Origin of the sequence: Phytobacter ursingii (assembly GCF_001022135.1) — a bacterium.
Lineage (GTDB): Bacteria > Pseudomonadota > Gammaproteobacteria > Enterobacterales > Enterobacteriaceae > Phytobacter > Phytobacter ursingii.
Map to the genome: position 1 here is coordinate 583,279 of NZ_CP011602.1, position 21,052 is coordinate 604,330.

Annotated in this window: 18 protein-coding genes; 13 read left to right on the forward strand and 5 right to left on the reverse strand. The window is 53.9% G+C overall.

The genetic code is table 11. The annotated features are described in order from the left end of the window. Positions 1-147 precede the first annotated feature (147 nt). Positions 148-1,848 carry a nitrate/nitrite two-component system sensor histidine kinase NarQ gene (gene narQ, locus AB182_RS06215; protein WP_047369339.1) on the reverse strand — a complete coding sequence of 567 codons (1,701 nt, stop codon included), beginning with the start codon at positions 1,846-1,848 and terminating at the stop codon, positions 148-150. 224 nt (positions 1,849-2,072) lie between these two features. On the opposite strand from narQ, the gene aegA reads away from it, so the two are divergent. From aegA to AB182_RS06230, 3 genes are all read left to right on the forward strand, one after another. After that, positions 2,073-4,052 carry a formate-dependent uric acid utilization protein AegA gene (gene aegA / locus AB182_RS06220; protein WP_047369340.1) on the forward strand — a complete coding sequence of 660 codons (1,980 nt, stop codon included), beginning with the start codon at positions 2,073-2,075 and terminating at the stop codon, positions 4,050-4,052. Between the two features lie 69 nt (positions 4,053-4,121). Continuing rightward, a complete protein-coding gene (nudK, locus tag AB182_RS06225) occupies positions 4,122-4,697 on the forward strand; it encodes a GDP-mannose pyrophosphatase NudK (protein WP_047369341.1) in 576 nt (191 codons plus the stop codon). 123 nt (positions 4,698-4,820) lie between these two features. After that, positions 4,821-5,864: a DUF1176 domain-containing protein gene (locus AB182_RS06230; RefSeq protein ID WP_047369342.1), complete on the forward strand. Its 1,044-nt coding sequence runs from the start codon at positions 4,821-4,823 to the stop codon at positions 5,862-5,864. On the opposite strand, the gene tkt is transcribed toward AB182_RS06230, so the two are convergent. Further along, positions 5,854-7,848, reverse strand: coding sequence for a transketolase (tkt, locus tag AB182_RS06235; RefSeq protein ID WP_047369343.1), 1,995 nt, complete (start codon positions 7,846-7,848; stop codon positions 5,854-5,856). The two genes, AB182_RS06230 and tkt, sit on opposite strands and share 11 nt — an antisense overlap. 20 nt (positions 7,849-7,868) lie before the next feature. Further along, entirely contained in the window at positions 7,869-8,819 is a 951-nt protein-coding gene (gene tal / locus AB182_RS06240) for a transaldolase (protein WP_047369344.1), read from the reverse strand. Positions 8,820-9,101: 282 nt separating this feature from the next. On the opposite strand from tal, the gene maeB reads away from it, so the two are divergent. Then, the gene (gene maeB / locus AB182_RS06245; RefSeq protein WP_047369345.1) at positions 9,102-11,381 is read left to right on the forward strand and encodes an NADP-dependent oxaloacetate-decarboxylating malate dehydrogenase; all 2,280 of its coding nucleotides are present in this window, start codon (positions 9,102-9,104) and stop codon (positions 11,379-11,381) included. A gap of 96 nt (positions 11,382-11,477) precedes the next feature. Here the strand turns inward: maeB and hemF are convergent, their stop codons facing one another. Both hemF and amiA read right to left on the reverse strand, forming a co-directional pair. After that, entirely contained in the window at positions 11,478-12,380 is a 903-nt protein-coding gene (gene hemF, locus AB182_RS06250; RefSeq protein WP_047369346.1) for an oxygen-dependent coproporphyrinogen oxidase, read from the reverse strand. After that, entirely contained in the window at positions 12,380-13,252 is an 873-nt protein-coding gene (gene amiA / locus AB182_RS06255) for an N-acetylmuramoyl-L-alanine amidase AmiA (protein ID WP_047369347.1), read from the reverse strand. The genes hemF and amiA overlap by 1 nt, the downstream gene beginning before the upstream one ends. A 212-nt stretch (positions 13,253-13,464) precedes the next feature. Here amiA and AB182_RS06260 point away from each other — a divergent pair, with 212 nt between their 5' ends. The 9 genes from AB182_RS06260 to cysM all read left to right on the forward strand — a co-directional run bounded on the left by AB182_RS06260 (position 13,465) and on the right by cysM (position 21,051). Next, entirely contained in the window at positions 13,465-13,890 is a 426-nt protein-coding gene (locus tag AB182_RS06260; protein WP_047369348.1) for a GNAT family acetyltransferase, read from the forward strand. Continuing rightward, positions 13,877-14,326, forward strand: coding sequence for a DUF2919 domain-containing protein (locus tag AB182_RS06265; RefSeq protein WP_047369349.1), 450 nt, complete (start codon positions 13,877-13,879; stop codon positions 14,324-14,326). The genes AB182_RS06260 and AB182_RS06265 overlap by 14 nt, the downstream gene beginning before the upstream one ends. Before the next feature lie 62 nt (positions 14,327-14,388). After that, positions 14,389-14,964 (forward strand): RpoE-regulated lipoprotein, encoded by a 576-nt coding sequence (locus AB182_RS06270; protein WP_047369350.1) that lies wholly within the window; start codon positions 14,389-14,391, stop codon positions 14,962-14,964. A gap of 92 nt (positions 14,965-15,056) precedes the next feature. After that, entirely contained in the window at positions 15,057-15,956 is a 900-nt protein-coding gene (locus AB182_RS06275) for a Dyp-type peroxidase (RefSeq protein ID WP_047369351.1), read from the forward strand. Positions 15,957-16,127: 171 nt separating this feature from the next. Next, a complete protein-coding gene (locus AB182_RS06280) occupies positions 16,128-17,144 on the forward strand; it encodes a sulfate ABC transporter substrate-binding protein (RefSeq protein ID WP_047369352.1) in 1,017 nt (338 codons plus the stop codon). Further along, entirely contained in the window at positions 17,144-17,977 is an 834-nt protein-coding gene (cysT, locus tag AB182_RS06285) for a sulfate/thiosulfate ABC transporter permease CysT (protein ID WP_047369353.1), read from the forward strand. The genes AB182_RS06280 and cysT overlap by 1 nt, the downstream gene beginning before the upstream one ends. After that, complete coding sequence (cysW, locus tag AB182_RS06290) at positions 17,977-18,852, forward strand: sulfate/thiosulfate ABC transporter permease CysW (protein ID WP_047369354.1); 876 nt, start codon at positions 17,977-17,979, stop codon at positions 18,850-18,852. The genes cysT and cysW overlap by 1 nt, the downstream gene beginning before the upstream one ends. Further along, the gene (gene cysA, locus AB182_RS06295) at positions 18,842-19,936 is read left to right on the forward strand and encodes a sulfate/thiosulfate ABC transporter ATP-binding protein CysA (RefSeq protein WP_047369355.1); all 1,095 of its coding nucleotides are present in this window, start codon (positions 18,842-18,844) and stop codon (positions 19,934-19,936) included. The genes cysW and cysA overlap by 11 nt, the downstream gene beginning before the upstream one ends. A 200-nt stretch (positions 19,937-20,136) precedes the next feature. Beyond that, positions 20,137-21,051: a cysteine synthase CysM gene (gene cysM / locus AB182_RS06300; RefSeq protein ID WP_047369356.1), complete on the forward strand. Its 915-nt coding sequence runs from the start codon at positions 20,137-20,139 to the stop codon at positions 21,049-21,051. The last annotated feature ends 1 nt before the right edge of the window (position 21,052 follow it).

Genomic DNA, 21,052 nt, shown 5'->3' on the forward strand with positions numbered 1-21,052 from the left:
TGTGCTCAATGTAGCGGGAACAGATAAAGCAAACGTGGAGAAAAAAAGGAGAAAATGTAAATTATCATTCTTTTTCAAGGCACAATTATGCAGAGTACCTTTAATCTCCGTTTTGCTTCTTCCATTTCTGGAATTCTTTTCTTTTCCTTACGTTTGCTGACTTTTGAGACTGCGTGGCGCCGGGAAACGAAGCTCGACTAATGTCCCGCCGCCGGTTGGGCGTGCAAAGGTCAGCGTACCGCCAAGACGACTTGCTCGTTCGCGCATAATGTTCAATCCGTAGTGTCCCTGAGGCTCATCAGTACTGCCGATTCCCTTGCCGTTGTCGCGTATATAAACGGAATACTGACCGTCCGGGTCAGTCACGCAACTGACGGTGATGGTAGTGGCATCTGCATGCTTAATCGCGTTAATAACCGCTTCGCGCACTATCTGCAGGATATTGACCTGCTGCTGGGCATCCAGCATAAGTGTCGGCAGACGGCAATCGAGTTCGAGCTTCGCAGTGGTCTGGCTCTGCAGGTGTTCCATTGCTTCATTCAGTACAGCGGGCAGATCGCTTTTGGAGACCGTCAGGCGGAAGGCCGCTAATAATTCCCGCAGTTGACGCCAGGCATCGTTCAGGGCGCGTGAAAAATCGGCGATGATGGTCTGGGCGGGCGCGTTTTCCTCGGGTACCGCCCGTTTGAGCAATGCCAGTTGAATACGCAGGTAAGAAAGCACCTGTGCCAGAGAATCATGAAGTTCCATGGCGATGGTGGCGCGTTCTTCCATCAACATCAGTTGCTGCTGCTGTTTTTGCGCCTGATTAAAATAGAACCCGCGTCCCATAATAGTGGCTACGCTTTGCAGCAATGGTATAGAGGCCTGGACATGGGTGCTTTGCCAGCGTAACTCGCCAAAAACGTTGTCCTGCATGCCGACCGGTAACGTGTTAATCGGAAGGTCTTCCTGCGCTTCGCCGTGATGAATAGACCAGTGATCGCCCATCGTTAGCTCCAGATAGCTTGCCGCTTCGTGCTCGTAGACTATCTGCAGAATGTGACGAAAACACATCACGTCGATCTGGCTGGTGTTAAGCGCCTGCGAACATTGATACAACACTTCGAGGCGTCGATGGGCTTCCTGCAGATCATGCGTCTTCTCTGCGACCTGCGCTTCGAGTGTGCGGTAGAGTTTGTGCAATTCACCCGACATGCGGTCAAAAGTGGACGCCAGGAGCCCCAGTTCGTTATCCAGATGGGTATTGAGTAACGGATAGGTAAAATGTCCTTGCTGAATCTCCTGGCTGGCCACTACCAGTTGCGTAAGGGGTTTGACGACCTGCTGGCGAATACGCCTTAGCGTGAAAAAGACCAGCAGGAAAATCCCCATCGCACCGATGAGCGAAATACCCAACACCAGCAACATTTTTCGTTCCGAATAGTGTTGCAACGCCAGAACAAACTGGTCGATGTTATCGACATATTGCTGAATATTTTGCTGATACCATACGGTGTCCGCTGCGCCTAATCGGGCATCCATCTCCTGCCAGCTTTCCTGCAATTGCGCATAGCGTTGCCCAACAATTTCAGGCACATACCAGCGATTTAATGTTCGTAAAACCGGTGAGTTCAGCGATTGGCGAAATATTTGGCGATGGGCATTTAATTCTGCGGCGCCACGTTCCAGGTCATACCCCAGACGATAGCTTTGCATACGCAGAGAACCGGCGATATTAACGGCTTCTGCGTCGCGCAGACTGCTGGCAAGCGTCAATAACGCCACTCCCGTTGAGAGTAGCGAAAGCAAGACGATATAAAAAAAGGCTCTGGCAAGGCTGGATGAAACAGGTCGTTTTACAGTCACAACAGCAGTTCCCGCTATCCAAGAGTGTCGGACGAAGTGCATCGCCGGCCGGCTCATCAAATGAGACTAATTTTTATTTTTGCCACGATAAATTGATCTGCAACATGCCCGTGACAATTAAGTAACGCTTCTGGGCAAATGTACATTGCCTGCGTCGAATAGCCCAGGTAAATACATTGGTCATATAAAAAATAAGGTTTATTAAACCAGAAAAGAAGGTCGCCATGAATCGTTTTATTATGGCTAACAGCCAGCAATGTATAGGGTGTCGTGCCTGCGAAGTGGCGTGTGTAATGGCGCATAATCAGGAACAGCACGTTTTAAGTCACGAACATTTTCATCCCCGAATTACGGTCGTAAAGAATAAACGCCAGCGCAGCGCGGTAACATGTCATCATTGTGAAGCCGCCCCCTGTGCCCGCAGTTGTCCGAACGGCGCAATTAGTCGTGTAAATGATTCGGTGCAAGTTAACCAGGACAAATGTATCGGTTGTAAATCCTGTGCGGTGGCGTGCCCCTTTGGCACCATGCAAATCCTCGTCACTCCGGTCGGGAACGGCATGGTAAAGGCTACCGCACACAAATGTGACCTCTGTGTCGACCGCGCCGACGGCCCCGCCTGTGCGCAACGTTGCCCGGCAGACGCTATCCAGGTCGTCAGCCGTGATGATCTTGCAGACCTGGCGAAGGCGCGCCGTATACGTGCGGCCAGCCAGGAAGCCCAGCCGTGGCACAGCATAGCGGCTCTGGTCCCGGCGTTTAACGATCGCAAGGTCAAACAGATGCTCAAAACATCGCCGCGTGGAGAGCCAGACAAGCTGGCGCTGGCGGCGCGCAAAACGGGTTTTGCTGAAATCTATCAGCCATTCCGTGCCGATCAGGCCCAGCGGGAGGCGGAGCGCTGCCTTAAGTGCGGTGAACACAGCATCTGTGAATGGACCTGCCCACTGCACAATCACATTCCCCAGTGGATTGAACGCGTGAAAGCCGGGGATATCACCGCGGCTGTGGAATTATCCCATCAGACTAACTGCCTGCCGGAAGTCACCGGGCGCGTCTGCCCGCAGGATCGTTTGTGCGAAGGGGCTTGTACTGTTCGCGACGATTACGGCTCGGTCACTATTGGCAATATTGAACGCTATATTTCCGACCAGGCGCTGGCAAAAGGCTGGCGGCCTGACCTCAATCATGTGGCTGCGGTAGATAAACGCATTGCAATCATTGGCGCGGGGCCTGCCGGTCTGGCCTGTGCCGATGTGCTGGCGCGCAACGGCGTGAGCGCCACCGTGTTTGATCGCCATCCGGAAATCGGCGGGCTGCTGACCTTCGGTATCCCGGCCTTCAAACTGGATAAATCACTGCTTGCGCGTCGCCGGGAAATTTTCAGCGCGATGGGGATTCGCTTCGAACTGAACTGTGAAATTGGTCGGGATATTACCCTGGCAACCTTGCTTGACGAATATGACGCCGTATTTGTCGGCGTCGGTACGTACCGGTCGATGAAAGCGAATTTGCCGAATGAAGACGCACCGGGTGTCTACGATGCGCTCCCGTTCCTCATCGCCAACACCAAACAACTGATGGGACTGCCGGATTCGCCAGAAGAGCCGTTTATCAATACCGCCGGGTTGAATGTGGTGGTGCTGGGGGGCGGTGATACGGCAATGGACTGTGTACGTACCTCGCTGCGTCATGGGGCCAGCAAAGTGACCTGCGCCTATCGTCGCGATGAAGCCAATATGCCGGGCTCGAAAAAAGAGGTAAAAAATGCGAAGGAAGAGGGGGCTGAATTCGAATTTAACGTCCAGCCGGTTCAGCTTGAGCTGGATGAGTCGGGCAGCGTCACGGGGGTTCGCCTGCTGCGCACGCAACTGGGTGAAGCGGATGCGAAGGGACGTCGCCGTCCGGTGCCAATCGAAGGCAGTGAATTTGTGATGCCAGCAGATGCCGTTATTATGGCGTTTGGTTTTAATCCGCACTCCATGCCGTGGCTGGAAACACACGGAGTGCAGGTTGATGACTGGGGACGTATCGCGGCTAACGTCAACAGCGTTTACCGTTACCAGACCAGCAACCCGAAAATTTTCGCCGGTGGCGATGCGGTTCGCGGTGCTGATTTAGTGGTGACGGCAATGGCAGAAGGCCGCCATGCTGCGCAGGGGATGATGGACTGGCTGGGCGTTAAAGCCCCGAAAGGTCACTGATTACCCGTCGCGACAAAACCGGCTTCGCAGCGTAATATGAGCCTGACCGTATTACGTTGTGGAGTCGGTATGTCGTTCAACATTGAAGTCATTAAAGATAAAGTCCTTTCAGATAACTATTTTATTCTTCGCAATATTACCTACGATTTGACCCGCAAAAATGGTGACGTGATTCGCCATAAACGCGAAGTCTATGACCGGGGAAATGGCGCCACGATCCTGCTGTATAACCCGGATAAGAAGAGCGTGGTCCTCATTCGCCAGTTCCGTGTCGCAACCTGGGTTAACGGTAACGAAGATGGTCGCTTGATTGAAACCTGTGCCGGCCTGTTGGACGACGATGAACCGGAAGTCTGTATTCGCAAAGAGGCCGTTGAAGAGACGGGGTATGCGGTGAGCGAGGTTCGTAAGGTATTCGAACTCTATATGTCTCCTGGCGGCGTCACCGAAATCGTCCATTTCTTCATCGCTCGCTATGACGACAGCATCCGGGCTAATAGCGGCGGCGGCGTGGAGGATGAGGACATTGAGGTGCTGGAACTCCCCTTTGCACAGGCCCTTGAAATGATGAAAAGCGGCGAGATACGAGACGGCAAGGCGGTGATTTTACTGCAATATTTACAGTCGTCTGGTCTAATGGATTGATTTTGCTAAGGTTAAAAAAAATTTTAGATAAATCTATCCGACAAATCCGATTGAGCGACAGACGCGGGAACACGAAGATACGCAGGTTGTGTGTTGCGATTCTCTTCCGGGGCTGTTTTGTTCATGCGTTACCGCGTTTTGCTTGCTTTCATTCTGGGTGTGTGCCCGATAACGTTTCTGTGGGCTGCACCCGCACAGCAGACTTTTTCCGACTGGCAAGTAACCTGTAATAATCAAAATTTCTGTGTTGCCCGAAATACGGGTGAGCATCATGGGCTTGTGATGACCCTGGCACGCAGCGCCGGGGCGCAAACCAGTGCCGCTTTGCGCATTGATCTGGGCGGCAAAGAGCTTCCCTCTTTAAAAGAGGCGCCGATTGCGCCGCGTCTGCGCCTGGACGGTAAACCGCTCGCGCTTGCCGCCCAACGCTGGCAAATCACCCCATGGCATTTAATGACGGATAACGCACAGACGATTGCTGACTTTTTGCAAACCATTCAGGAAGCCCAGGCGATTGCTCTGCAAGACGGGAAGGGAATAATTTCCCTCGTTGGGCTAAAAGCGGCATTGCTGTTTATCGACGCCCAGCAAAAACGCGTCGGTAGCGAAACGGCGTGGATTAAAAAAGGGGACGATCCGCCGCTGAGCGTACCACCGGCCCCGGCCCTTAAAGAAGTCGCCCTCACTGCCTCCAGTCCCTCCCCGTTGACGCAGCAAGAACTCAATGACTTACTCGATTATGGCAACTGGCGAATGAATAATAGCCAGTGTTCGCTTGATCCTATGCGCCGCGAGGTCCGGGTCACCGCGTTAACGGATGATAAGGCCCTGCTGATTATTGATTGTGAAGCAGGCGCGTATAACACGGTGGATTTAGCCTGGATGGTGTCGCGGGAAAAACCGTTCTCTTCACGTCCGCTACGTCTGCACCTGCCGTTTACCCCTTCGCGCGGCACGAATGAACTGGAATTGATGAATGCCAGATTTGATGAGAAAACCCGCGAATTGACTACGCTTGCCAAAGGACGCGGGTTAGCGGATTGCGGCGTGATGACGCGCTGGCGTTTTGATGGCCAGCGCTTTCGCCTGACGCGTTACGCCGAAGAGCCTGAATGTGATAACTGGCATGGGCCAGATGCCTGGCCCACCCTGTGGATCACACGTTAAGCACGCGTTTGGCTTTTTCGACCACATTCTCCACGGTGAAACCGAAGTACGGGAAAAGCTTATCGGCGGGTGCGGATTCACCGTAGCCTGTCATACCGACGATGGCGCCTTTCAGCCCGACATATTTGTACCAGTAATCGGCAATACCGGCTTCAACGGCGACACGGGCGCTGACATCAGAAGGCAGGACCGATTCGCGGTATTGCTCATCCTGAGCATCAAAAATATCGGTTGAGGGTAGCGATACCACGCGGACTTTATGCCCTTCCTCAGTCAGTTTCTCCGCCGCTTTTACCGTGATTTCAACCTCAGAGCCGGTGGCAATCAGGATGATATCCGGCTTGCCATCGGCATCTTTCAGGATATAACCGCCTTTGGCGATCGCTTTCACCTGCTCCGGAGTCCGGTCCATTTGCGCCAGGTTTTGTCGGGACAAAATTAATGCCGTCGGGCCTGTATGACGCTCGACCGCCAGTTTCCAGCCGACCGCGGCTTCCACCTGGTCGCAGGGGCGCCAGGTACTGAAATTCGGTGTCAGGCGCAGGCTGGCCAGTTGTTCCACCGCCTGGTGAGTAGGGCCGTCTTCCCCCAGACCAATAGAGTCATGGGTATAGACCATGATTTGTCGGGCTTTCATCAGCGCCGCCATACGTGCCGCGTTGCGCGCATACTCCACAAACATCAGGAAGGTGGCGGTGTACGGCACAAAGCCGCCGTGATGGGCGATGCCGTTGGCGATTGCGGTCATCCCGAATTCACGCACGCCGTAGTGGATGTAGTTCCCGGCAGGATCTTCTTTTAATGAATGGGAGCCCGACCAGATAGTCAGATTACTGGGGGCAAGGTCGGCGGAGCCGCCGAGCAGCTCCGGCAGTACCGGACCCATTGTATTCAGGGCATTTTGTGACGCTTTGCGGGTGGCAATCTTTGCCGGTTCCGCCTGCAGCTTCTCAATATATGCCTGCGTGGTTTGCTCCCAGTTTTCAGGCAGTTCGCCGCTCAGGCGACGTTTAAATTCCGCAGCCAGATCCGGATAGGCCTTTTCATAGGCGGCAAATTTCTCCTTCCACGCCTGTTGCGCTTTTTCGCCGCTTTCGCGCGCGTCCCATGCTTTATAGATCTCTTTTGGGATCTCAAATGCCGGGTATTTCCAGCCCAGTTTCTGCCGGGTTAAGGCGACTTCCTCTTCCCCAAGTGCAGCACCATGGGACTCTTCTTTCCCGGCTTTATTAGGGGAGCCAAAACCGATGACCGTGCGGCAGATAATCAGCGATGGTTTATCTTTAACGCTTTGCGCTTCCAGAATGGCCTTTTTCACGGCTTCGGGATCGTGTCCGTCGATTTCATGTACCACATGCCAGTGGTAGGCCTCGAAACGTTTGGCCGTATCGTCGGTAAACCAGCCTTCGGTTTCACCATCAATGGAGATCCCGTTGTGATCGTAAAAACCGATCAGTTTGCCCAGCCCAAGGGTGCCCGCCAGGGAACTGACTTCATGGGAAATCCCCTCCATCAGGCAACCGTCACCCATAAATACGTAGGTGTAGTGGTCGACAATCTCATGATCAGGACGGTTGAACTGTGCGGCGAGAGTGCGTTCGGCAATCGCCAGCCCGACGGCGTTGGCCAGCCCCTGTCCCAGCGGGCCGGTGGTGGTTTCGACGCCTGGCGTATAGCCAATCTCCGGGTGACCCGGCGTTTTCGAATGCAACTGACGGAAGTTTTTTAACTCATCCAGGGACAGGTCATAACCGCTTAAGTGCAACAGACTATAGAGCAGCATAGAGGCATGACCGTTAGACAGAATAAAGCGGTCGCGGTCATACCAGGTCGGGTCTGTCGGATTATGTTTTAAGAAATCGTTCCAGAGGACTTCGGCAATATCCGCCATTCCCATCGGTGCGCCAGGGTGGCCGGAATTCGCTTTTTGTACCGCATCCATACTCAGGGCGCGAATGGCGTTGGCGAGCTCTTTACGAGACATAACTCTCTCCTTGCTAAGGGTTAAAATTTGGCGGCGATGAGATCTTCGAGTTTGCGCTGGTCAACGGCGAACTGGCGGATGCCGTCCGACAGTTTCTCCACTGCCATGGCGTCCTGATTATGTTCCCAGCGGAACTGCGCTTCGGTCAGGGGTTCCGGGCGCGGGAACGTTTGCGACGGCGGAACCAGTTTGCGTTCAACGACGCCTTCCTCGCCGTGCAGGGCTTTAAGCAGGTCAGGCGAGATGGTCAGCCTGTCACAGCCTGCCAGCGCCAGCACCTGTTCCGTACGACGGAAGCTTGCGCCCATAACGATGGTTTCGTAGCGATGTTGTTTGAAATAATCGTAGATATTCCGCACGGATTTCACGCCGGGGTCTTCATCCACAACGTATGGGTCCATGGGTTTACGTTGCTGATACCAGTCGTAAATACGGCCAACGAATGGGGAGATTAAAAATACCCCGGCTTCGGCACAGGCGCGAGCCTGGGCGAAGGAGAACAATAGCGTCAGGTTGCACTTGATCCCCTCTTTTTCGAGAATTTCCGCCGCGCGGATCCCTTCCCAGGTCGATGCCAGTTTGATCAGGATGCGTGATTTATCGATGCCCAACTCCTCGTAGAGCTGTACCAGCTTGCGGGCTTTGGCGACGCTTTTCTCTTTATCGTAGGAGAGACGTGCATCCACTTCGGTTGAAACACGTCCGGGGATGCTTTTCAGAATTTCTTGACCAAAATTGACCGCCAGCTTGTCGCAGGCTTCCGCTACCTGCTGTTCCTGGGTTTTGCCATGGCTTTTGCCATAGACAATTGCGTCTTCAATCAAGTGCTTAAAGTGGTCCAGCGAGGCTGCTTTCAGTAGCAGAGAGGGGTTGGTGGTTGCATCTTCGGGTTGATAATGTCGAATGGATTCAATATCGCCGCTATCGGCTACCACGGTAGTGAACTGTTTGATGCCGTATAAATAATTCATAGAAAAATACTCCTTAAAAAGCAAGGTGTTATATGAGTGATTTCGAGAGTGTTGTTATCGGAATCGTGTTGTGCATAACAAAAAAGCATAGCAGACCAGGAGTGTCTTGCTTTCAACGGGTTGTAACATTGGTGTTATGAATTGATAACAATTTTTGTTATGGCATGGTCAGAGTTTGGTTGTGTTCAAAGTTTGCGGGCGTGGCTGAGGGCATACTAGGCGGCGCATCAGGACGGTTATCACGCTTCAATTATCTGAAAGATACGCGTAAAGGAACAGCAAATGGACGACCAACTCAAACAAAGTGCCCTCGATTTCCACGAGTTCCCGCATCCAGGGAAAATTCAGGTGTCGCCAACGAAGCCCCTGGCCACCCAGCGCGATCTGGCGCTGGCCTACTCGCCGGGTGTTGCGGCGCCCTGTCTTGAAATCGAGAAAGATCCGCTGGCAGCCTACAAGTATACGGCGCGTGGCAATCTTGTTGCCGTCGTCTCAAACGGCACTGCCGTACTTGGGCTGGGCAACATTGGCGCCCTTGCCGGGAAACCGGTAATGGAAGGCAAGGGCGTTCTGTTTAAGAAATTCGCCGGCATTGATGTTTTTGATATCGAAGTCGACGAGCATGATCCGGACAAGCTGATCGATGTAGTGGCGGCGCTGGAGCCGACCTTCGGTGGCATCAACCTGGAAGATATCAAAGCGCCAGAGTGCTTCTATATCGAGGCAAAACTGCGCGAGCGCATGAACATTCCCGTTTTTCACGATGACCAGCATGGGACGGCGATCATCAGTACCGCAGCCATTCTGAACGGCCTGCGCGTGGTAGAGAAAACTCTCTCTGACGTACGCATGGTGGTTTCCGGGGCAGGGGCGGCGGCAATCGCCTGTATGAACCTGCTGGTGGCGCTGGGCATGCAGAAACACAATATTGTCGTATGCGACTCCAAAGGGGTTATCTACAAAGGCCGCGAAGCCAATATGGCGGAAACCAAAGCGGCTTATGCGGTGGATGATGATGGTAAACGCACGCTGGCAGATGTGGTCGATGGTGCGGATATTTTCCTCGGCTGCTCCGGGCCGAAAGTGCTGACGCCGGAGATGGTTAAAAAAATGGCGCGTCAGCCGTTGATTCTGGCGCTGGCGAACCCGGAACCGGAGATTCTGCCACCGCTGGCGAAAGAGGTTCGCCCGGATGCGATCATCTGTACCGGTCGTTCCGATTACCCTAACCAGGTCAACAACGTACTCTGCTTCCCGTTTATCTTCCGTGGTGCGCTGGATGTGGGGGCGACAGCGATTAACGAAGAGATGAAGCTGGCGGCAGTGCATGCGATTGCCGAGCTGGCCCATGCCGAGCAGAGTGAGGTGGTGGCCTCCGCCTATGGCGATCAGGATCTGAGCTTTGGCCCGGATTATCTGATCCCGAAACCGTTTGATCCGCGTTTGATTGTGAAGATCGCCCCCGCCGTGGCAAAAGCGGCGATGGATTCCGGCGTCGCAACCCGACCAATCGCTGATTTTGATGCGTATGTCGACAAGCTCACTGAGTTTGTCTACAAAACCAATCTGTTTATGAAGCCTATCTTCTCGCAGGCACGTAAAGCGCCAAAACGCGTTGTGCTGACAGAAGGGGAAGAGCCACGCGTACTGCACGCGACGCAGGAGCTGATCACTCTGGGGCTGGCGAAGCCGATTCTGGTGGGGCGTCCGGGGGTTATCGAAATGCGAATCCAGAAACTGGGGCTGCAAATTCGACCCAACGTTGACTTTGAAATCGTCAACAATGAATCGGACCCTCGCTTCAAAGAGTACTGGACCGAGTATTTCAGCATCATGAAACGGCGCGGTATCACTCAGGAACAGGCGCAGCGCGCGGTGATCAGCGATACCACAGTGATTGGCGCGATCATGGTTCATCGCGGTGAAGCGGATGCAATGATCTGTGGCACCATTGGTGATTATCACGAACATTTTAGCGTCGTGCAGGAGATCTTCGGCTACCGCGAAGGCGTGCATGCGGCCGGGGCGATGAACGCCTTATTGTTGCCCAGCGGGAATACCTTTATCGCTGACACCTACGTGAATGAAGACCCGAGCGCTGAACAACTGGCGGAAATTACCTTGCTGGCGGCTGAAACCGTGCGTCGCTTTGGTATCGAGCCGAAAGTAGCGCTGTTGTCCCATTCGCAGTTCGGTTCTTCGAAATCACTCGCCGCGCTGAAAATGCGCGAAACCCTCGACCTGGTGCGTGAACGTGCGCCAGACCTGATGATTGACGGTGAGATGCATGGGGACGCCGCACTGGTGGAGAGTATCCGTCATGAACGTATGCCGGACAGCCCGCTGAAAGGTTCGGCGAATATCCTGATTATGCCAAACGTCGAGGCTGCCCGTATTAGTTATAACTTACTACGGGTATCCAGCTCGGAAGGTGTGACGGTGGGGCCAGTGCTGATGGGGGTATCGAAACCAGTGCATGTCCTGACGCCTATCGCCTCCGTAAGGCGAATCGTTAATATGGTGGCGCTGGCGGTGGTAGAAGCGCAGACACAGCCGCTGTAACTGGAGCGCTATCTTGTAACCCCGATAAGCGTAGCGCATCGGGGTTTTCCCGGATGCGGCGGTTGCTTTACCCGGGCTTCGCGATTGCTCGGGAAGTTAAACCCAGTCCCGAACCTGTATAAACGCACTTAAGGCAGCCTCCGGGCTGCCTTCTTCAGGCTGATAGTTGTATTCCCAACGCACAAGCGGCGGCATCGACATTAAAATCGACTCTGTTCGCCCACCGGTTTGCAGACCGAACAGCGTGCCGCGATCCCACACCAGATTAAACTCCACATAACGTCCGCGACGATAGAGCTGGAATGCGCGTTCGCGCTCGCCAAAAAGCAGAGCTTTACGGCGCTCAACAATCGGCAGATAGGCATCGGTGTAGCCCTTGCCAACGGCCTGCATAAAGGCGAAGCAGGTGTCGAAATCCGGCGTGTTCAAATCATCGAAAAACAGCCCGCCAATCCCGCGCTGCTCGTTACGGTGTTTAAGAAAGAAATAGTCATCACACCATTTTTTATAGCGCGGATAGACATCGTTCCCGAAGGGCTGGCACAAGTCATGCGCCGTCTGGTGCCAGTGAATGGCGTCTTCTTCGAAACCGTAAAAGGGCGTCATATCAAACCCGCCACCAAACCACCAGACCGGGTCGGCACCGGGTTTTTCGGCAATAAAAAAGCGCACATTGGCATGACTGGTCGGTACATACGGATTACGCGGATGCACCACCAGCGAAACCCCCATCGCTTCAAAACTGCGTCCGGCCAGCTCCGGACGATGTGCTGTTGCCGAGGCGGGCATTGCGCTGCCGGTGACATGAGAAAAGTTTACCCCCGCCTGCTCGAAAATAGCGCCCTCACGCAAAACCCGGCTGCGGCCACCGCCGCCGGCATCGCGCTGCCACTCATCTTCAACGAAAGCGGTGCCATCCAGCGCGGAAAGCTGTTGGCAAATGTCATCCTGCAATGTCAGCAGAAAGGATTTTACGTCGCGGGTATCCGGTAGGGTCATCAGCGTTTCTTCGAATGGGCCTTGTGATTATCGAACCAGTTAAAGTAACTGATAATACCGTCAGCTATCGCATTGGCTATCTTTTGGCGAAATGCGGTGGTGCCAAGCAGCTTCTCTTCCTGCGGGTTGGTGATAAACGACGTTTCCACCAGTACCGAAGGGATGGATGGCGATTTTAGCACCACGAAGGCCGCTTGTTCCGTGTTCCGGCTGTGCAGACGGTGTACGGGTTTAATCTGGCGCAGAATATGCGATCCGAGCGTCAGGCTGTTTTTAATGGTATCGGTCTGAACGAGATCAAACAGTACCTGCTGCAGCAAATGATCTTTATCTTTTGCTTTCTTACCCGCGAGATCATCGGCGGCGTTCTCGCGATCGGAAAGGTATTTCGCCATCGCGCTACTGGCTCCGCGGTTGGACAAGGCAAAGACCGATGCGCCTGCCGCGCTGGGGTTGGTAAAACCGTCTGCATGGATAGACATAAACAGATCGGCGCCATGCTGGTGGGCAATCTCCACGCGGTCATAAAGCGGGATAAAGGTATCGCCGGTGCGCGTTAAGCGCGCATCAATGCCCCGATTGCGCAGAATAGTACGGACGTTTTTGGCGATGGCCAATACAACATGTTTCTCTTTCGAACCATTGCCGCCTATTGCGCCGGTATCAATGCCGCCATGGCCCGGATCAAGCATCACGATACGCCGGGAACCGGCCTTCTTTGCTTTCGGCTGGCTATGACCATTACTGGTTTTAAGGGATGAATCGTCTTTTGCGATGGCCCGCGACATGCCTGAAAGCGTTAACGCGGCAAGGCCAGCTTTCAGAACCTGACGACGCGAGGTGAATATTTTTAAGGGTTTGAAAGTGCTCATACAGCCTGTTCTTCTTATCCGTAGTCCCTGGAGTTATATCGTATTGGGTTTGCCGTTACGACAGTCCTTACTAAGAAATGTTTTACTTTTCATTTCAATACGTGACAGAGTGACATTATGCCATTTTCCTGCTGCGATTTCGCTGCATATTGGCTACGGCGGCTGGTCGCGCGATAATCTCTCTTTGACCGTAAAAAAGGGCAGGTAACACCATGGAAATACGCGTTTTTCGCCAGGAAGATTTCGAAGAAGTCATCACCCTGTGGGAGCGCTGCGAACTGCTGCGCCCGTGGAACGATCCGGAAATGGACATTGAACGTAAGATCAATCACGACGTCAGTCTGTTCCTGGTCGCCGAGGTCAACGGCGAAGTCGTCGGCACCGTCATGGGCGGTTATGACGGGCACCGTGGTTCGGCTTACTATCTGGGGGTTCATCCGGAATTTCGCGGACGTGGTATTGCCAATGCGTTATTAAGCCGTCTGGAGAAAAAGCTGATTGCCCGTGGCTGCCCCAAAATCAATATCATGGTACGTGAAGACAATGACGTGGTTCTGGGAATGTATGAACGCCTGGGCTATGAGCATGCAGACTCGCTGAGTTTAGGTAAGCGCCTGATTGAAGATGAAGAATATTGAGTTAACACCTGCTGATTTTGACAGCCATGGTCGTTTGCGGCTGCCGTTTTTATTCTGGTGTGTATTGCTATTACAGGCGCGAACCTGGGTTTTATTTGTGATTGCTGCAGCATCAAGGGGGCAGGGTGATGCGCTGTTAACCCTGTTTTATCCCGATCATGACACCTTCTGGCTGGGTCTGTTGCCGGGTGTTCCGGCCGTTTTCACCTTTTTACTGAGTGGCCGCAGGCACCTCTTGCCGCGTCTCTGGCGTGTGATGCGTCTGTTGCTGATTATTGCGCAAGCCGCATTATTACTCTGGCAGCCGCTGCTGTGGTTCAATGGCGAGGCGATAACGGGCGTCGGGCTGGGATTCGTCGTGGCTGACATCATTGCGCTCGTGTGGCTGCTGAGTAATCCTCGCTGTCAGGCCTGTTTTCAACCAGATCATCATTAACGGGCACTTTTTACTGTTCCGGCACTCCAATAGCCGTCAAGTTAACAAGAAAGGATGTAAAGATGAAATCCCTGCGTATAAGCGTCTGCGCGCTGGCACTGGCATTGTCCGGTTGTTCAACGCTCTCTTCGGTCAACTGGTCTGCAGCCTTGCCCTGGAACTGGTTTGGCTCATCCATCGAGGTGAGTGAACAGGGCGTTGGGGGGATCGCGGCGAATACGGCGCTTGATGAAAAGGCGATCAACGATGCGCTGAACGGTAATTATCACCTGCGCAGCGGGATGAAAACGGAGAAAGGCAAAATCGTCCGTTACGTTGAAGCGTTGAAAGACGACAAGGTTGCGCTGGTGGTGAATGGAGAAAACGGCACCGTAAGCCGGGTGGATGTCCTCGACAGCAGTATTGAAACGGCTAACGGGGTCAAGACGGGCACCGCATTTAGCGGGCTTTACGATAAAGCATTTGGTCATTGTGTCGCCGCGACGGGTGATGATGTCAAAGGTGTTGAATGTAAGGCGCCGGGCAGTGCGCATATTAGCTATGTGTTTACCGGCGACTGGCGTGGCCCAGAAGGGTTACTGCCGTCTGACGATGCGCTCAAAAGCTGGAAATTGAACAAAATTATCTGGCGTCGCTAATTTGATCCTACGCGCCGCGTCCTGAACAAAAAACGGGTACAATACGCCCATCAATGCCACGGTTGCGTGGCATCTTTTTTTCAGGAGGAATGATGTCTCAGGTTCAGAGCGGCATATTGCCAGAACATTGCCGTGCGGCGATTTGGATTGAAGCGAATGTGACAGGCGATAAGCGTGGCCTGCGTGAAGGCTGTCGGGTGTTTATCGACAAACTGGCTACGCTGCAGGCAACATTCCCGGATGCGGCCCTCGGCGCGGTGGTGGCATTTGGCCATGATACCTGGCGCGAGCTGAGCGGCGGCGAAGGCGCGCAAGAGCTGAAGAATTTTACACCGCTGGGTAAAGGTCTGGCTCCTGCCACGCAGTTCGACGTCCTTATCCATATCCTTTCTCTGCGTCATGACGTCAATTTTTCCGTCGCGCAGGCGGCGCTGGCCGCGTTTGGCGACACCCTTGAAGTGAAAGAAGAGACTCACGGTTTTCGCTGGGTTGAAGACCGCGACCTGAGTGGTTTCGTCGATGGTACTGAAAACCCGGCCGGTGATGAAATACGTCGCGATGTCGCCGTCATCAAAGACGGGGTGGATGCTGGCGGCAGCTATGTACTGGTGCAGCGCTGGGAACATAACCTCAAACAGCTTAATCGCATGAGTGTCGGCGACCAGGAGATGATGATTGGCCGCACCAAAGTGGCAAACGAAGAGATTGATGGTGATGCGCGTCCGGTCACTTCACACCTGACCCGCGTCGATTTAAAAGAAGACGGCAAGAGTCTGAAAATTGTCCGTCAGAGCCTGCCGTACGGCACTGCCAGTGGAACACACGGCCTCTATTTCTGTGCCTACTGTGCGCGTTTATATAACATTGAACAGCAGTTACTGAGCATGTTTGGCGACGCTGACGGTAAACGCGACGCGATGCTGCGTTTCACCAAACCGGTGACCGGCGGCTACTATTTTGCTCCTTCTGTAGACCGCCTGTTGTCGCTGTAAGTCCTTTTTGCCCTCTCCCTGTGGGAGAGGGTTGGGGTGAGGGCAACAGGCCGCCCCCTTATTCCCTTTTCAACTTCCAAAGCACCAAACGGTATATAAAACCGTTACTGGTTTCATACCCGTTATAAATAAACTGATGGTTGTATCGTCATCATCTTATAAGGGTGCGCAATGGCCGTTAACTTACTGAAAAAAGGATATCTGACGCTGGCAGCGATGGCCTTACTGGTCTCGCAGGCGCAGGCAACGGAGTTGTTAAACAGTTCCTATGATGTTTCACGCGAGCTGTTTGCCGCCCTCAATACCCCGTTTGAACAGCAATGGGCCAAAGATAACGCAGGCGACACGCTGACGATTAAACAATCTCACGCAGGCTCCTCTAAGCAGGCGCTGGCGATTTTACAGGGCCTGAAAGCGGACGTCGTGACCTACAACCAGGTGACTGACGTGCAGATCCTGCATGACAAAGGCAACCTGATCCCGGCTGACTGGCAGAGCCGTTTGCCGAATAACAGTTCACCGTTTTATTCCACCATGGGTTTCCTGGTGCGTAAGGGCAATCCGAAGAATATCCACGACTGGAGCGATCTGGTACGCCCGGACGTGAAGCTGATTTTCCCGAACCCGAAAACCTCCGGTAATGCTCGTTATACCTATTTAGGCGCATGGGGCGCGGCGGACAAGGCGGACGGCGGTGATAAAGCAAAAACCGAACAGTTCATGACCCAGTTCCTGAAAAACGTCGAAGTATTTGATACCGGGGGTCGTGGTGCGACTACGACCTTTGCGGAACGTGGTCTGGGTGATGTGCTGATAAGCTTTGAATCGGAAGTGAACAACATCCGTAAGCAATATGAAGATCAGGGCTTTGAAGTGGTGATTCCGAAGACCAACATTCTGGCGGAATTCCCGGTGGCGTGGGTCGACAAAAACGTCGAGGCGAATGGCACTGAGAAGGCAGCAAAAGCCTACCTCAACTACCTCTATAGCCCGCAGGCACAGACCATCATCACTGACTTTTACTACCGCGTGAATAACCCGCAGGTAATGGACAAACTGAAAGATAAATTCCCGCAGACTGAGCTGTTCCGTGTGGAAGATAAATTCGGCAGTTGGCCTGATGTGATGAAAACACATTTCGCCAGCGGCGGTGAGTTAGACAAATTGTTGGCGGCGGGGCGTAAGTAATGTTTGCAGTCTCCTCCAGACGTGTGCTGCCCGGTTTTACCTTAAGTCTCGGGACCAGCCTGCTGTTCGTCTGCCTGATTTTGCTGTTGCCGTTAAGTGCGCTGGTGATGCAACTGGCGCAAATGAGTTGGTCGCAGTACTGGGATGTTGTCAGTAACCCACAGGTTGTCGCCGCGTACAAAGTGACGTTGCTCTCTGCATTAGTAGCATCGCTTTTCAACGGCGTGTTTGGCCTGCTGATGGCCTGGATTTTGACCCGTTATCGCTTTCCGGGACGTACGCTGCTGGATGCGCTGATGGATTTACCGTTTGCATTGCCCACGGCCGTTGCGGGCCTGACGCTGGCGTCGCTGTTTTCGGTCAACGGTTTTTACGGCGAATGGCTGGCAAAGTTCGATATCAAAGTGACCTATACCTGGCTCGGTATCGCGGTGGCGATGGCCTTCACCAGCATCCCGTTTGTGGTGCGTACCGTTCAACCTGTTCTGGAAGAGCTTGGTCCGGAGTACGAAGAGGCGGCTGAGACGCTCGGGGCAACCCGTTGGCAGAGTTTTAGCAAGGTCGTGTTGCCAGAACTTTCCCCTGCGCTATTGGCGGGCGTGGCGCTCTCTTTTACCCGTAGCCTTGGCGAATTTGGCGCGGTGATTTTTATCGCCGGGAACATTGCGTGGAAAACCGAAGTGACCTCGCTGATGATTTTTGTGCGTCTGCAGGAGTTTGATTACCCGGCGGCCAGTGCGATTGCGTCAGTGATTCTGGCGGCCTCGCTATTGTTGCTGTTTTCTATCAATACGCTGCAAAGTCGTTTTGGTCGACGTGTGGTAGGTCACTAATGGCGGAAGTTACTGAATTGAAACGCTATGACAGCTCCCGAATTAACTGGGGGAAATGGTTTCTGATTGGCACAGGAATTGTGGTCTCCGCATTCATTCTTGTAGTGCCGATGGTCTACATTTTTGTGCAGGCCTTTAGCAAAGGGTTGCTGCCGGTATTACAGAATCTCACCGATCCAGACATGCTACACGCCATCTGGCTGACGGTGCTGGTTGCGTTAATATCGGTTCCGGTGAACCTGGTGTTCGGTACGTTACTGGCCTGGCTGGTGACGCGCTTTGATTTTCCGGGTCGCCAGTTGCTGCTCACGCTGCTCGATATTCCGTTCGCAGTGTCCCCTGTGGTGGCGGGTCTTGTTTATCTGCTCTTTTATGGCTCCAATGGTCCGCTGGGTCCGTGGCTCGATGCGCATAACCTGCAAATTATGTTTGCCTGGCCGGGCATGGTGCTGGTGACTATCTTCGTGACCTGTCCGTTTGTGGTGCGTGAGCTGGTGCCTGTCATGCTGAGCCAGGGCAGCCAGGAAGATGAAGCCGCAGTCCTGCTGGGCGCCTCAGGCTGGCAGATGTTTAAGCGTGTGACACTGCCAAACATCCGCTGGGCGCTGCTCTATGGTGTGGTACTGACTAATGCTCGCGCTATCGGTGAGTTTGGCGCGGTATCCGTCGTGTCAGGCTCCATTCGCGGTGAGACGCTCACACTGCCGTTGCAAATTGAATTACTCGAGCAGGATTACAATGCGGTGGGATCATTTACCGCAGCCGCCCTGCTGACACTGATGGCTATTTTGACCTTGTTTTTAAAGAGTGCGCTGCAATGGCGTTTGAACAATCAAGAAAAACGCGCGCGGCAGGAGGGAAATCATGAGCATTGAGATTGCCAATATTAAGAAGTCGTTTGGTCGCACCCAGGTGCTGAATGATATCTCGCTGGATATCCCTTCGGGTCAAATGGTCGCGCTGCTGGGGCCGTCGGGCTCCGGGAAAACCACGCTGCTGCGCATTATCGCTGGTCTTGAGCATCAAACCAGCGGTCGTATTCGTTTTCACGGTACGGATGTGAGTCGCATTCATGCGCGCGAGCGCAAAGTGGGGTTTGTTTTCCAGCATTATGCGCTGTTCCGCCATATGACTGTGTTCGACAATATCGCTTTCGGTTTGACCGTGCTGCCGAGGCGTGAGCGTCCTGATTCCGCAACCATCAAAGCGAAAGTCACCCGACTGCTTGAAATGGTCCAGTTGGCCCATCTGGCAGATCGTTTTCCGGCCCAGCTTTCCGGCGGGCAGAAACAGCGCGTTGCGTTAGCGCGTGCGCTGGCGGTAGAGCCGCAGATTCTGCTGCTTGATGAGCCTTTTGGCGCTCTGGATGCGCAGGTGCGTAAAGAGCTCCGTCGCTGGCTGCGTCAGCTCCATGAAGAGCTGAAATTTACCAGCGTCTTTGTGACCCACGATCAGGAAGAGGCGATGGAAGTCGCGGATCGCGTGGTGGTGATGAGCCAGGGAAATATTGAACAGGCCGATGCACCTAATCAGGTGTGGCGCGAGCCGGCTACCCGCTTCGTGCTGGAATTTATGGGCGAAGTTAACCGTCTGAAAGGCACCATCAGCGGTGGTCAATTTCATGTGGGGGCGCACCGCTGGCCGCTGGGTTACACGCCCGCGCATCAGGGAGAGGTCGATCTGTTTCTGCGCCCGTGGGAGGTCGACATCAGCCGCCGTACCAGCCTGGATTCCCCGCTGCCGGTACAGGTGCTGGAAGCTACCCCTAAAGGTCATTACACCCAACTGGTGGTACAGCCGCTGGGCTGGCATGACGAGCCTTTGAACGTGGTACTGACCGGAAATGACGCGCCAGAACGCGGCGAACGCCTGTTTGTCGGTTTGCAGAATGCGCGCCTTTACTCGGGTAATGAGCGGATCGAAAACCGCGAGGAGCTTGCTCTCGCAGAATCTGCCTGATAGGTTATTGCATCTGAAATTGTTGCCGGGTGGCGCTGCGCTTACCCGGCCTACACGGTAAATGCAAAACAACCCTCGGGCTGTTTATAGTATTTGCGCCCTCGTTTTGTCGAAGAGGGATGAGGGAGTGCATCAGAACGCACAGACCTGTAGGCCCGGTAAGCGAATGCGCGACCGGGCTTTTTTATTGGACAGGGTGAGTGAACAATACATTAGAGCAAACTATCGGCAACACGCCGCTGGTCAGACTGCAACGTCTTGGGCCTGATAACGGTAGCGAGATCTGGGTCAAGCTGGAAGGGAACAATCCGGCGGGCTCGGTAAAAGACAGAGCCGCGTTATCTATGATTGTGCAGGCGGAAAAGCGCGGCGAAATCAAACCGGGCGATGTCCTGATCGAAGCGACCAGTGGCAACACCGGTATTGCTCTGGCAATGATTGCCGCGCTGAAAGGCTATCGCATGAAGCTGCTGATGCCGGACAACATGAGTCAGGAGCGTCGCGCTGCGATGCGCGCCTATGGCGCAGAACTGATTCTGGTCACCAAAGAGCAGGGCATGGAAGGCGCGCGCGATCTGGCGCTATCTATGTCTGAGCGCGGTGAAGGCAAGCTGCTGGATCAGTTTAATAATCCCGACAATCCCTACGCACACTATACGACCACCGGGCCAGAAATCTGGCAACAAACGGCGGGACGAATCACCCATTTTGTCTCCAGTATGGGGACGACCGGGACTATCACTGGCGTATCACGTTTTTTGCGCGAGCAAGAAAAAGCCGTCGCTATTGTGGGTTTACAGCCGGAAGAGGGAAGCAGCATTCCGGGCATTCGTCGCTGGCCTGCGGAGTATATGCCGGGTATTTTCAATGCTTCGCTGGTGGATGAAGTACTGGATATCCATCAGCGTGATGCCGAGAATACCATGCGTGCACTGGCGGTACAGGAGGGTATTTTCTGTGGTGTGAGTTCGGGTGGCGCGGTTGCTGGCGCACTGCGCATTGCGAAAGCAAATCCGGGCGCGGTTGTTGTTGCTATCATTTGCGATCGTGGCGATCGTTATCTCTCAACGGGCGTATTTGGCGAAGAAAGCTATTCACAGGGAGCAGGGATCTAGT